Source organism: Exiguobacterium sp. s145 (assembly GCF_018618835.1).
GTDB lineage: Bacteria > Bacillota > Bacilli > Exiguobacteriales > Exiguobacteriaceae > Exiguobacterium_A > Exiguobacterium_A artemiae.
In genome coordinates this window covers 15,942-29,444 of sequence record NZ_JACSMV010000003.1, presented here as the reverse complement: position 1 = coordinate 29,444, position 13,503 = coordinate 15,942, and the positions used below count along the sequence as shown (strand labels likewise).

Sequence of the window (13,503 nt, the reverse complement as noted above, 5' to 3'; positions counted from 1 at the left end):
TAAAATAAAGAAAAAATATGAAAAGAGGGTCATAGATGCCGACTATTTATCTGACGCGTCGCGGTGAGACGGAATGGAATCTCGAGGACAGGCTGCAAGGGTGGCGAGATTCCCCGTTGACCGCCAAAGGACGTTCTCACGCAGAAAAATTGGGACGGCGTCTGCAAGACATCCCGTTTCAAGCTGTCTATTCCAGTCCGAGCGAACGTGCCTACCAAACGGCCCAATTGATTTGTGACGGATGGTCAACACCGATTGAGACAGATGACCGATTAAAGGAAATACATATGGGCGAATGGGAAGGGCAGACGCGGGAAACGATTGAACAACATGATTTAGAAGGCTATTCCTCGTTTTGGAAAACACCTCATCTGTATAGATCGAAAACAGGAGAAAACTTTGGTGTGCTGAAAAATCGGCTGCTGGCGTGTTTTAACGACATGCAACTGAAGCATCAAGAAGAAACGGTTTTAATCGTGACGCACGGTATTGCGATCAACGTGCTGTTAGCTCATTTTAAGGGGAATGGACTGGAACAGTTGTGGATGTCTTCTCCGTTCATTCACGGAACGAGCCTGACAATCATCGAATCGACGGAACAGGGATATTCCATCGTACTTGAAGGAGATATGAAGCACATCGACCGAGAATCGGTATTGTAACGACTACATAAAAACACTCTGAACCAGGCACTGATTAAACAGTGTCCGGTTCAGGGTGTTTTGGTCATTTAAATGACGTTCATCAGGCCGACTGTGATAACCGTTTCGCGCGCTGGATCGAGCGGTCAAGGGCAAGATAGACGAGGCCGGACAAACAACAGGCGACACCGACACCGGCAAGCGCGTATTGTCCGTTTCCGGAGTCGAGGAACAAGGAACCGAGTAACGGCGCTGTAACTCCGCCGATCAGCCACTGGATACTGGCGGCACCGTTATACGTTCCGCGCAGATGTTCCGGGGCAATCAGGGCAATGAATGTCATCTGTACCGGCGACATGATCATCTCACCGAGCGTATACAGCGCGTAGATGACGAGTAAAATCGTCACGAGCACGATATAGCCGGTTCCGAGCGAGAACAGATATGACGGGATGAAGGCGAGTAAAATCATCCCCAGTCCGAAAATAGATGCCCCGAGCAACATGACTTTGCCGAATGCTTTACCGGACAAGCGGGCGGCGACCGGGAACTGGAACAAGACGACCATGAAACCGTTTAATCCCATCAGGTACGGGAATGGATTTTTATCGTTCGGCAATCCCGGCAAGGCTTCCTTCAGGAAAACCGGCAACATGCTTTCAACCAGGGCGAAGCCCATCGAGATGAAGACACCGGCGGCAATGAACACCAGGAAGACATGATCTTTGCGCAGGATAGTGAAAGCCGACAGCTTTGGTTCGTCGTGCGTGTGTTCGATCTGATCCGGTTTGGTTTCTTGGATGAACAGCAGTAAAACCAGAGCATACAGGAAAAAGACAGCGGCAGCAGCGTAAAAAATCAGCGACCGGTCGATGAACAGGACCGCACTTCCGATCAACGGTCCGAACGCGGCTCCGACATTATGTCCCATCCGGAGCAACCCGAAGGATTCATTAAGCCGTTCCGGTGGTGTGACATCGGCGACCATCGCGCTTGCGGCCGGGTGGAACAAGGAATTCGTCAGACCGAGCAAGGCATTCATCAATAATAACGGCCAGAATGAATCAGCGAATGAAAAGCCGATTAAAGCAATGACATCCCCGACGATCGAGATGACCATTAACGGTTTGCGACCGTACAGATCGGCCAGGTGTCCGCCGAGGAACGAGCCGAACAGTGACATGATCGGACCGGTCGCCATGATCAGACCGACCAAAAAGTACGAATCGAGCTGTTCCGAATAATAGAGAACAAGAAATGGTGCAATCATGAACATCATGACTCCGGTAATCGTTTCCCCGACGAACCGGATCCAGATGTTACGGTCAAGCTGTTTTAATGCAGTAAACATAAACAAAACCCCTTATATTTCCGTTTTTAGACCATAAAAAAGACGGATACGCACAAATATGGGCATACCCGTCCTGATATAAGAGGGCAGCATGTACGTATACGCATACGTACACCCTGCTTAATTGAAAATTAAACGATTGGGTGACGTACAGTTGTAGCCAATACGCGAATCGGTTGTTGCTGATCAAATGATTGTGACATTGTACGTCTCCTCCTTCTTGTAATAGTGACTTCCTCGTCATCGTATAGAAGAAAGAGCGGGGTTGTCAAGATAAATTCTGAAAATTGGGTCAACAAAGTGAAATGGACGAGACTGCGAAAATTCGGTATGATAGACTAGTTGCGAAAAAGTATCTGTATCGAGGTTGAATATATAGGTGAAAGGAATTAATATACATGACAAAACTACTTCAAACCGAAGTCGAGAAACGCCGGATCTTCGGCATCATCTCCCACCCGGATGCCGGGAAAACGACATTAACTGAAAAATTCTTGCTCCACGGTGGAGCAATCCGCGAAGCCGGATCCGTCAAGGCACGGAAAAACTCGAAATTTGCGAAATCCGACTGGATGGAGATCGAAAAACAACGGGGAATCTCCGTTACTTCTTCCGTCATGCAGTTCGAATACGATAAAAAAATCGTCTCGATCATGGATACACCGGGTCACTCTGATTTCGGGGAAGATACGTACCGGATCCTGACAGCCGTCGACTCGGCGATCATGGTCATCGATGCCGCGAAAGGGATTGAGTCCCAAACGAAAAAACTGTTCCAGGTCTGCCGGATGCGCGGAATTCCAATCTTTACGTTTATTAACAAGATGGACCGTCAAGCACGTGACCCGCTTGAGTTAATGGAAGAGCTTGAAGAAGTTCTCGGCATTCCGTCGGTTGCTGTCACATGGCCTGCGGGATCCGGACAACAGTTCGAAGGTGTCTACGACCGTGTCAACGAGAAGTTCCACTGCTTCAAAAATGATCGTCTGACGATTGATCTCGGCGAAGAAGGACTCGCAAACGATCAGTTAGCCTCAACGATCAACAATGAAATGTACGACACGTTAGTCGACGAAGTTGATTTACTCGACGGAGCCGGCAATGAATACAATGAAGAATTGATTGCGAAAGGTGAATTGACTCCGGTCTTCTTCGGTTCTGCCTTAGTCGACTTCGGGATCACACCGTTGCTTGAGCATTATCTCAACTTGTCACCGTCACCGACTCCGCGTGAGTCGAACAAAGGACAAATCGAGCCGGCACAAGATTTCTTCAGCGGTTTTGTCTTCAAAATCCAAGCAAACATGAACCCGAATCACCGTGACCGGATCGCGTTCGTCCGGATTTGTACCGGTAAGTTCGACCGTGGGATGGAAGTCGTCCTGACGCGGACCGGCAAAAAGATGAAGCTGTCGCAATCGACACAGTTCATGGCAGATGAGCGGGAAACGGTCAACGAAGCGTTTGCTGGCGATGTCATCGGTCTGTACGATTCCGGCAACTACCAAATCGGCGATACAATCACGAACGGTGATCCGAGCCTGCAGTACGAGGCCTTGCCGACGTTCGCACCGGAATTGTTCCTGAAAGTCTTCACGAAAAATGCCCTAAAATCAAAACAGTTCCAAAAAGGCGTCGAACAGCTTGCACAAGAGGGAGCGATTCAAGTCTACAAGACGGAATATAACGAGATCATCCTCGGCGCAATCGGACAACTTCAATTCGAAGTCTTCGAACACCGTCTCAAAGGGGAATACGGCGTTGATATCTTAAAAGATGCGGCAAACTTCCAGGTCGCGAAGTGGGTCAAAGTGACAGAAATCAGTGAAGTCAAGAAATTGACTGATTCACGGACTGTCCTCGTCTACGACCGCTGGGAAAACCCGGTTCTCTTGTTTGCAAATGATTTCGTCTACGAACGATTCGTTCAGAAAAACGACGGTGTCATCACACTCGTTGATTCACCACAATTACTCAAAGACTAATCTGTTAAAACGTATCTTCCGGTTCACTGGAAGATACGTTTTTTTCGTTTTGAGATCCGAAAAGAAGGGTAAAAATTGGAGTCTGTAAATTCATATCTCTGTGAGAGGAATGGTGTTGACGATGGCGAAAAAATTTATCGGAATTTTTCATGATGAATCGAGTTTACATCAAAAAATGCAAGCACTAAAACAGCAAGGACATAAAGATTCTGATTTTTCAGTAGTGGGACGGGATGATGCAACAGATGAAACATCGGGTGCGTCCTGGATTGACCAAATCAAATCAAAGTTCAGTCATGAGCCGCCGCTTCGGGAAACACTAAAGCGGGTCGGTCATTCCGATCATGAAGCGGAACGCCATTACCAGGAAGTCGAGCGGGGAGGAATCGCATTGTTCGCAAAAGACCGGCACGATGAACATGACCATACACATGATCACAATCACGACCATGATCACGACCATTTACATGATCATTCTAACGATGAGAATGACCGTCACGGCGGAAAAGTCGCAAATCCGGGCATCAATGATTATGAATCAGAGCATTCGGATGATCACGACAAGAGCGACCGTTCAAAATGGAAAGCCGATGATGTAGATTAATAAACCGGGACGCCAAGCTGAGCTTTTCAGTTTGGCGTCTTTTTTTGAGAAGTGAAGTTTGTTCATTACCGCTTTAAAAATCGCCGGTGCTATACTGAACGTATCAAAGAGGTGAAGAAAAATGAAAAAAACAGTCGCAACACTAACCGGACTCGGCGTCCTCGGAGCGGTCTTCATGACCCGTTATCCGCTATTCGGCCGCCGACCATCGAAGACAGATCAACAGCGTTATGCCCGTTCGGCTCAGTTTTCGAACGGAAAGTTTCAAAATGAACTGCCATTCCAATTAAAGATGGAATGGGACACAATGAAAAGTATCTTAAAAGATTACGGACGGGAGCTGCCGTCGTTAAAACCGGTCAAACCGTTGCCGGTTGTTCCGTTTGAACAACGGACGGACGGAACGGAACCGCGCGTAACCTGGTTCGGTCACTCAGCGTTCCTGCTTGAACTCGATCAGCAGACGATTTTCTTTGATCCGATGCTCGGACGTGCCCCGTCACCGTTCCCGAAACTCGGGGGCGGACGGTTCCAGACGACGTCACAGGTCGATCTTGACGCCTTACCGCCGATTGATCTCGTCATCTATTCACATGACCATTATGATCACTTGGATTATCATTCGGTCCTGGCGTTAAAAGATCGTGTCGGTCAATTCATCGTCCCGCTTGGTGTCGCGAGTCGTCTGAAAGGCTGGGGTGTCGATCCGGCCCGGATTACGGAACTCGATTGGCATGAATCGGTTGAGACGAACGGTCTCCGCCTGACGGCAACACCGGCCCGGCACTACTCGGGTCGCAACGGGCTCGATCAATTTTCGACGCTTTGGGCGTCATGGGTGATTGAGGGCTCGAAAAAAATCTTCTTCAGCGGCGACAGCGGGTATGGTCCTCACTTCAAAGCCATTGGGGAACAATATGGTCCGTTTGATTTAACGATCATGGAATGCGGACAATACGACACCCGTTGGTCGAGTTCGCATATGTTGCCGGAACAGACGCTCGCCGCGCATCTCGATGTCAAAGGGGACGTGATGATTCCCGTCCACTGGTCGGCGTTTACGCTGGCGTTTCATCCGTGGTTCGAACCGGTTGAACGCGTCCTGAAGGAAGCAGCGAAACACGACGTACCGGTCGTGACCCCGATGATTGGTGAAAGTGTCACCGAGGCCAGTCAGACGCGTAAATGGTGGCGCGAGGTACGGTGAAGTTAAGTTAAGTTAAGTTAAGTGAAAATCGTACTCTTTTAACGTACTTTTCTCAGGCGAGACACAAGCCGCGGCTCCTATTCCTTTCGGACGAGGAGCCGGGTCTCGTTTGTCTCTGACAGCGCGAAAAGCACGCGCTTTTTCCTGAAGGAGTTACGGGAAGAAACCGAGTTTAACGAAAAGTTTGTAAGACGAGAATGATTTTTAATCGTTCTCGTCTTTTTGTTAAATGTACTCATCTTTTTGAAAGGGGAGATTAATTTTGAAAGAACAATTGAGTTTGTTGGATGATTTGTCTCAATATAGAAATGCTGAGGAAATGTCGACCTATTACAAGTTTGTAATTGATCAAGCTAAAAAAGATTCTTCAGTTTTGAAACTGTTAAGATTAAAGAAAGGGCATTTTAAAGAATTTTGCGAAGAGTTTACACCGGCATATATTTTCTCGATGTCGCCTTTCTTTTCAAAAGGAGCACAAATAAAAGTTGTTTTAGGAAACCAAGGATACGATTTTTTGATGAAAAAGACTGATGGAGCAGTTGAGAAATTTGAAGTGAGTTCTTACATAGACGGGCAAGAAGATACAAAAATCTCACAAAAATTAAATGAAGTTGGAAGATGGCAATCACGGTTAAGCAGTCTAGAGTCTCTTGAGGAGAAAAGAAATATCTTTCTTGAAAAGACAAAGCAGAATATCATCAAAAAATCTCAAAAAAATTATGACGATGTGACATTGATTTTTTCTACGACGATATTTACATTAGAACACTTTCCTGAAGATCACGAGTACTTGCTTCAGGAAAAAATCATCGAATATATAAAAGAAACAACCTTTTATGCTAAAGGAGTTTACTTGATAACAGATGATGGACATTCAATTGAACACAGTGCTGCACATATGCTTAAGATTAAATAGATTATGGTTAAAGCTTTAAATTACTGTGCTTGAATTAATTTGATACAAAAAACATCCCCGTCCTTTCGCTTATCGCGAGAGTACGGGGATGTTGTGTTTTCGGAAAGATTAACTTGCAAGCCGTTCTGATTTAGCATCACGTCGTGAACGCAAACGTTCGATGACTTCAAACCCGAGGACAAGCATCGTCCCGATCAGTAGGCCGTTACTGAAGAACGGACGTAACGTCAGCGGCAAGATTTCCGCAAGAACCGTCGATTGCAGGAGGATGCTGATCCCGATGACGGCGCAAATCGCAAAGGCATGTTTACGACGGCTCGTCGTCATGCTGCTTTCAGCCGACTGCCAGGCAATCAGGAACATGTGCGGTAACGTCGCAAGCAAAGCGGCACTGGCGACACTGCGTGGTAATGTGGCGATGATGCCGATGATGCTCGGGAAAAAGCCGACCAGGGCAATGACAAGTGAGGCAATCAAAAACGGCCGGCGTTCCTTACTTCCCGTCTGAGCAATGAAACCACTCGTAATCGGTAACGGAACCGGAACGAGCGTCGAGAACGTCGCTGCAATCAAGTGAATGATTCCTTCGATCGTCAGTCCTTGATTCAAGGCCCCTTTTTTCTGAATCGTCGCTTCGACGGCGCTTAACGCAGCAATCAGATTGACGATTAAAAGAATCGCAAACGGAATCGCGACGAGAAACGCACTGCCGTCAAATTGCGGCATCCCGAACGGTAAAGCGGTCGGAAAGGCGAAGACACCGGACGCTTCCGGCAGCGACGGACGGCTGACCAGCCAGCCGACGACAATACCGATCATCAAAGCGAATGGCCGTAAACGCGTCGGACCGAATTGACTGAGTCCGAGCACAAGCAGGAATGTCAGAATGCCGGCGAGTCGTGTCGCTTCAACGGCAAGCACTGCTCCGAGCATGACGCCGGTCAGTTGAATACATAATAAAAGCAAAAACGTTCCGCTGACGAGCGGCGTAAAGACCGGTAATAAGAAGCGCGTCCAACCCGTCAATCCGAGGAAAATCAGGACAACGCCGGCGATGACGACAGCGGCCATCGCAATCGTGAAGGCCGTCTTTGAATCGACCGGCAACGCGGCGATGACAACAAAAATACTGACCCATGAACCGGCCGGACCGGACACGATTGGTAAGCGGTGACCGAAGACACCATGGAGAAAACAGGCAATCCCGCCGACGAAGAAGGACCGTTGCACAAGTGCGGCCGTCTCAACACTTGAGAGGTCGAACAGGCTGGCAACGACGATGGGCAAGGCAATCGTATTGGCTAATAAGAAAATGATCCACTGGATCGTGGACGTCGTACGTTTCACAAAAATCGTCTCCTTTAAAAATCGCTGATTTCAGCATCATATCATATGATTTATGTTATGATTCATACATATTTATGACTGAAAACATATGAAAGAGATGATGAAGATGGATTTACGCCAATATCGTTATTTTTGCGCGGTCGTCGAAGAACAATCTGTCACGCGGGCGGCGGAAAGACTGCGGATGGCACAGCCTGCTTTGACCCAACAAATTCGAAAGATGGAAGAGTTGCTTGGTGTACGGCTGATTGAACGGGCGGGACGCGGCATCCGAATCACGGCCAGCGGTGAGCGGTTGTATGAACGGGCCGTCTCCTTGTTGCGATACGAAGCGGAAACGCGGATTGAAGTCAGTGACATCAAGGAAGGGCGGACCGGCATCTTACGGATCGGGGTCAATACGTTGTCCGCCGGTCGATTGACGGGATGGGTACAAGAGATGAAACGACGCCATCCCCGGATCACGCTGCAAATTCATCAGGGCGAGTCCGCGGCCTTGATTGATCGTTTGAAGGATCATGCAATCGACGTGGCATTCGTCCGGCTGCCGATTGAGGCACAAGGTGTCACGATCGAATGGATGGAAGAGGAACCGTTTTACCGAGTCCATCATCCCGATTTCCCGGATGCTGATGTCATCATTCCGAGTCAGGAAGGACTTGGTGTCTTTCAAACGCTCAGCCAGCAGTTTGGGGTCGTCTCACAGGAAACCTGTTCCGACGTCTTGACTTTGATTGGACTTGTCCGCAGTGGACAGGCGGTGACACTGTTACCGGAAAGTACGCTCCGCGAGCTCGACATGACGGGACTGGTGCGGAAACGGTTACCGGACGCGACGAGTACGACGGCTCTTGTCTGGTTGACGGAAGACGGTCAATCGGCGCTGACCCAACAATGGGTCTCGATTGTCCACGAGTAAGAACGAATTGTTAAAAAAGGGATTTTATAGGATACTAGAACAAGAGACAGGAAGGTAAGGGGGAGGATGAAATGAAGACGATTCGCGGAAAGTACGGCGAAGCGAAGATTTTTACACACAATGTCGATGACATGACGATTGAGCAGGTGACGGGAATGCTGAACGAAAACATTGCTGTCGGCGGCAATGTCCGCATCATGCCCGATTGTCACGCCGGCAAGGGCTCGGTCATCGGCACGACGATGCGGATTCACGATAAAGTGGTTCCGAATCTCGTTGGTGTCGACATTGGCTGCGGCATGTTATGTACACAAATCAACCGTGAAGGAACAGCCGGCGTCGATTATGAGAAGTTGGATGCTGCGATTCAGGCACTGGTTCCGAGCGGCATGTCCGTCCGTAATCAGCCGCACCGGTTATCGGAACAGATTCCGTTTGATCAAGTATTGGCACCGTTTAACGAAACACGCGCCCGATTGTCGATCGGCACGTTAGGCGGCGGGAATCATTTCATCGAGCTGAATACAGACGAGGAAGACAATCTCTACCTCGTGATTCATTCCGGCAGCCGAAATCTCGGAAAAACGATTGCCGAGCATTATCAAAAGTTGGCGGAAGCGTCACAATTCACCGTCGATACCAAGGCGATCGTCGCCTCGCTGAAAGAACAGGGACGGGAGCAGGACATCCAATCGACTCTGGTCGAGCTGAAGAGTCAATTCAATGAAACCAATAAAGAATTAGCGTACGTGTCCGGTTCCGATATGGACAACTACCTGCATGACTTAAAGATCGCCCAACGCTACGCGGCACTGAACCGTCAAGCGATGACGGAGGTCATTGTTGAAGCGATGGGCTGGTCGGTCACGGAACAGTTCGATACGATCCATAACTACATCGATCTCGAGCAGATGATTCTCCGGAAAGGCGCGATTTCGGCGCAAGCCGGTGAAGTCGCCATCATTCCGATGAACATGCGCGACGGTTCACTGATCGTCAAAGGAAAAGGCAATCCGGACTGGAACTATTCGGCACCACACGGGGCAGGACGGATCATGTCCCGTTCGAAAGCCTTTAAATCCGTTGATCTGAAAGAGTTTGAAGCGACGATGCAGGACGTCTGGTCGAGTTCGGTCGTCGAATCGACACGTGATGAGTCACCATTCGTCTATAAGCCGATGGAGGAAATCATCCGGAACACAATGGATACGGTCGAATTACTCAAAGTCATCAAGCCGCTCTATAACTTTAAGGCGAAGTAAAACGATAACTCTTGAAGGTAATTGAAAGAAAGTATATTTTTTACTTTAAAAGGTTAATAATAGCTTTTTTTGTTACGATAAAAGATATTGATAAGCAGGGAGTGAATTAAATGAAAAAATTTTTTATCGTTTTTGTGTCGATGTTCATTTTAGGAATGTCATACACGCACACGAGTGCGAAATCTTCTTCTAAAAATATTCCGATTTGTATCGACCCAGGACATCAAAGTAAGCAGAACTTAGAAAAAGAACCTGTTGCTCCGAATTCCAAAGTAATGAAAGCTAAGGTCACATCTGGAACGATCGGAGTTAAAACAAAACTACCGGAATATAAGTTGAATTTAGAAGTTGCATTAAAATTAAAGAAGGAATTACTTAAGAAAAATTATAAAGTATATATGACTAGAGAATCGCATAACGTGAACATAAGTAACGCGGAACGCGCAAAATACTGTAATTCAAAAAAAGTCAAATTGACTGTCAGAATTCATGCTGATGGTAGTACTGATCGTAAAGTAGAGGGGATTTCTGTTCTCTATCCAAATAGTAAGTCAACAGTTTCAATTAATTCTCAAAGTAAAAAAAGTGCATCACTCATGTTAAAAAGTTTAATTGATACGACGAAAGCTAAAAAAAGTTATGGAACTGGATTAGTTCCAAGAACAGATTTGACTGGATTCAATTGGTCCACTACTCCGGTTATTTTAGTAGAAATGGGATTCATGTCTAATGTCTCCGAGGATCAAAAATTATCATCAAGTAGTTATCAAAAAAAATTAGTAGATGGAATGATAAAAGGAATTGATAGTTCATTAAAGTGAACAAATGACACGTTTAGGTTTTTATATATGTACACCAAAGTAATTTGATGCATCAAGCTACTTTGGTGATTTTTTTATGGAGAATATCTACTTTTAAGACTATCTGAAAATAAACTGATGACTGTCTTGATCGCAAATACCTGTCGTGAATCCGGCTTTTAGAAGCACGGATTGCGAGGCGTGATTTTCAAGCTCGGTATAGGCGCAAACCTGTGAGACCTTCATGTCCTGGAGTCCGAACCGGGTAACTGTTTTAACGGCTTCTGTCATATAGCCGTAACCCCGAAAATCCGGTTTTAATACATACCCAATTTCGGCGATGTTATGTTGATAGCCTCTGCAAAAACAGCAGTTGCCGATGAATTCGCCGGTCGACTTTAAATACAGTCCCCACGTAATGCCGTCCCCGTTGAGGTAATCGAGGGCAATCTGACTCAAAATCCGGATGACATCCCGGCTGTTCTGTGCCTGGTGACCATCATAGACCGTAATCTCAATCATGTGGTTCGCTTCACTTAACCGGATTTCTCTTAAGAGGAGCCGTTCGCTCGTCAGTTCAGGAAAGACGTCAAAGTAATATTTTTCTTTCACGGGGCATGCCTCCTTGAATTTGCTTCTTACCTCAAGTGTACGTTATCCAATCCGAATCAGAAGCAAAACATCATCAAAACTAAAAATCCGTTCATTAATTCAGGAGGAGTTTACATGCAAAAGAAAGCCTTAGTCGTCATTGATATTCAAAATGACATGACAAAAAACTACAAAGAAGTTATCGGTACGATCAATCAGTCAATCGATTGGGCGGTCGAACAGGACATGCATGTGGTCTACATCCGGCACGAGAATTTATCGGCCGGAACCAGAACGTTTAAAACCGGGACGCGTGGTGCCGAGTTAGCACCTGATTTAAACATCGTTTCAGATCATGTATTCACAAAATATAAGGGGAATGCCTTAACAAGTGAAGCGTTCACAGCATTCATTGAGCAAAACGACATCACCGACTTTTATCTGACCGGCGGAGACGCGACGGCTTGTGTCAAATCGACCTGTTTTAACTTACGTAAACTGGATTACGGTGTGACGGTGATCACGGACGGCATAACGAGTTACGATAAAAAGAAACTTCCGGAAATGATTGAATACTATGCGAAAAAGGGCAGTCACATTGTTCAATTCAATGATTTACTTTCGGTTGATTAACGTTGTTGAAGGAGGGTGTTAACATGAAAAACGTCATCAAGTCACTCGTTGTTTTATCCGTTTCATTAGGTCTGATGTTGACAAGTTATTCACCAAATGAAACCGTGGCAAAAACGAAAAAAGAAACGCAACACGACATCTTTAATAAGCTGAAATTGAACGCATCGATGACCAGTGTTGCGGAAGTCATGTATGGCAAAAGCTACAAAAAACACCTGTGTGACCGCCCGGAAGATGAGGTAAAAGTGAATCTTTTGTGCAGTGGTGAATTGAACGATTCCAACACATACGATAAAAGTGGAAAGCTGAAATATTTGAAGTATGAGTTCTATCTGTACCCAGATGCAAAGGTATCGAATGAATCGGACAATCCGGATGAAGTGACGTTCCAAACCGTCCGCATGTTGCTCGTATTTAAATCAAAAGAACACAGTAAGCAGTTAAAACTCGTCGAAAAACATTGGTTTGACTCATCTGCTTTCAATTCCAAACGTGTCTATAACGATCAAAAGATTAAAAAAGGGATGACGAAAAAACAGTTGGATGGCGTGCTGACGGGAACAGGGATTGGGAAACATGAGAGAGTCGCGTATATCGACTATTCAAAAGTCGGAAAGCAAGCCGTTGAACTACCTCCACCTACGCTTCGCTAAGAGGTGGAGGATTCCTGAGTTATTCAACCTAGCGGTCAAAAATTTATCAGGCTAACCCCGTCGTCCCGACGGTTGAACGTTGATCTTGTCCGTTTCTTTTATGCGGATTCCTACTCTGCTTGGTTTTCGCTACTTCGGTCATCCGCAAGGTGAACGTTGAAGATTTTACGTGACAGACGAACTTCCTGTCACAACCCTATATCTTCAGTTTTCAAAGAACATGACTCTTTTTTTATTCCTGATTTTAATTGCTTTCAAACCAGGAGTGTCGGGCAATTAACGTGTCGCAAGACACGCCTTCCCCGAAGACGATTCATCTCCCACTTGCACTAGGGCTTCGCCCTGAAAGTTTAGAAGTGGGAGTATTCTCGACTGATTTTGGTAAAAAACAGCCTGTTTTTCCAAAAGCGTACAAGACGTATTCTTATTCTGTCTTGAACCAGAAAGAGAATGTCCTCTATTATTTCGAAACGAAGTACAGTCGAACGAAAAAAGAGTACGTGGTTTCGTATGTCGATACGTGGACGGAAGACAATAAATGAAAAATGAGAGAACTCCCAAAGATAAGGAATTCTCTCATTTTTTTGTCTCTAT

At 46.4% G+C, this 13,503-nt stretch carries 14 protein-coding genes; 11 read left to right on the top strand and 3 right to left on the bottom strand.

All coding sequences use genetic code 11. The features are described from left to right. The first annotated feature begins 35 nt into the window (after positions 1 to 35). On the top strand, positions 36 to 662 hold the full coding sequence (locus tag KNQ07_RS05160) for a histidine phosphatase family protein (protein ID WP_214765196.1): 627 nt from the start codon (positions 36 to 38) through the stop codon (positions 660 to 662). 82 nt (positions 663 to 744) lie between these two features. Here the strand turns inward: KNQ07_RS05160 and KNQ07_RS05155 are convergent, their stop codons facing one another. After that, on the bottom strand, positions 745 to 1,992 hold the full coding sequence (locus tag KNQ07_RS05155; protein WP_214765194.1) for an MDR family MFS transporter: 1,248 nt from the start codon (positions 1,990 to 1,992) through the stop codon (positions 745 to 747). 398 nt (positions 1,993 to 2,390) lie between these two features. Between KNQ07_RS05155 and KNQ07_RS05150 the strand changes: the two genes are divergently transcribed. The 4 genes from KNQ07_RS05150 (at position 2,391) to KNQ07_RS05135 (ending at position 6,704) form a co-directional block, all read left to right on the top strand. Then, positions 2,391 to 3,977 (top strand): peptide chain release factor 3, encoded by a 1,587-nt coding sequence (locus tag KNQ07_RS05150; protein WP_012370017.1) that lies wholly within the window; start codon positions 2,391 to 2,393, stop codon positions 3,975 to 3,977. 121 nt (positions 3,978 to 4,098) lie between these two features. Beyond that, positions 4,099 to 4,581: a general stress protein gene (locus KNQ07_RS05145; protein ID WP_233494556.1), complete on the top strand. Its 483-nt coding sequence runs from the start codon at positions 4,099 to 4,101 to the stop codon at positions 4,579 to 4,581. A gap of 121 nt (positions 4,582 to 4,702) precedes the next feature. Continuing rightward, on the top strand, positions 4,703 to 5,788 hold the full coding sequence (locus KNQ07_RS05140) for an MBL fold metallo-hydrolase (RefSeq protein ID WP_214765192.1): 1,086 nt from the start codon (positions 4,703 to 4,705) through the stop codon (positions 5,786 to 5,788). Between the two features lie 262 nt (positions 5,789 to 6,050). Continuing rightward, positions 6,051 to 6,704 (top strand): hypothetical protein, encoded by a 654-nt coding sequence (locus KNQ07_RS05135; protein ID WP_214765191.1) that lies wholly within the window; start codon positions 6,051 to 6,053, stop codon positions 6,702 to 6,704. A gap of 108 nt (positions 6,705 to 6,812) precedes the next feature. Here KNQ07_RS05135 and KNQ07_RS05130 read toward each other — a convergent pair whose 3' ends face one another. Then, a complete protein-coding gene (locus tag KNQ07_RS05130; protein ID WP_214765189.1) occupies positions 6,813 to 8,051 on the bottom strand; it encodes a purine/pyrimidine permease in 1,239 nt (412 codons plus the stop codon). Between the two features lie 106 nt (positions 8,052 to 8,157). On the opposite strand from KNQ07_RS05130, the gene KNQ07_RS05125 reads away from it, so the two are divergent. The 3 genes from KNQ07_RS05125 (at position 8,158) to KNQ07_RS05115 (ending at position 11,053) form a co-directional block, all read left to right on the top strand. Beyond that, complete coding sequence (locus KNQ07_RS05125) at positions 8,158 to 8,970, top strand: LysR family transcriptional regulator (protein ID WP_214765187.1); 813 nt, start codon at positions 8,158 to 8,160, stop codon at positions 8,968 to 8,970. Between the two features lie 71 nt (positions 8,971 to 9,041). Continuing rightward, positions 9,042 to 10,232: an RtcB family protein gene (locus tag KNQ07_RS05120; RefSeq protein ID WP_214765185.1), complete on the top strand. Its 1,191-nt coding sequence runs from the start codon at positions 9,042 to 9,044 to the stop codon at positions 10,230 to 10,232. 110 nt (positions 10,233 to 10,342) lie between these two features. Continuing rightward, positions 10,343 to 11,053, top strand: coding sequence for an N-acetylmuramoyl-L-alanine amidase (locus KNQ07_RS05115; protein WP_214765183.1), 711 nt, complete (start codon positions 10,343 to 10,345; stop codon positions 11,051 to 11,053). Positions 11,054 to 11,152: 99 nt separating this feature from the next. Here KNQ07_RS05115 and KNQ07_RS05110 read toward each other — a convergent pair whose 3' ends face one another. Then, the gene (locus KNQ07_RS05110; protein ID WP_214765181.1) at positions 11,153 to 11,644 is read right to left on the bottom strand and encodes a GNAT family N-acetyltransferase; all 492 of its coding nucleotides are present in this window, start codon (positions 11,642 to 11,644) and stop codon (positions 11,153 to 11,155) included. 114 nt (positions 11,645 to 11,758) lie between these two features. Here KNQ07_RS05110 and KNQ07_RS05105 point away from each other — a divergent pair, with 114 nt between their 5' ends. From KNQ07_RS05105 to KNQ07_RS05095, 3 genes are all read left to right on the top strand, one after another. Continuing rightward, complete coding sequence (locus KNQ07_RS05105) at positions 11,759 to 12,256, top strand: cysteine hydrolase family protein (RefSeq protein WP_214765179.1); 498 nt, start codon at positions 11,759 to 11,761, stop codon at positions 12,254 to 12,256. Between the two features lie 23 nt (positions 12,257 to 12,279). Next, complete coding sequence (locus KNQ07_RS05100) at positions 12,280 to 12,909, top strand: hypothetical protein (RefSeq protein WP_251139480.1); 630 nt, start codon at positions 12,280 to 12,282, stop codon at positions 12,907 to 12,909. Positions 12,910 to 13,190: 281 nt separating this feature from the next. Then, the gene (locus KNQ07_RS05095; RefSeq protein ID WP_214765354.1) at positions 13,191 to 13,451 is read left to right on the top strand and encodes a hypothetical protein; all 261 of its coding nucleotides are present in this window, start codon (positions 13,191 to 13,193) and stop codon (positions 13,449 to 13,451) included. Positions 13,452 to 13,503 lie beyond the last annotated feature (52 nt).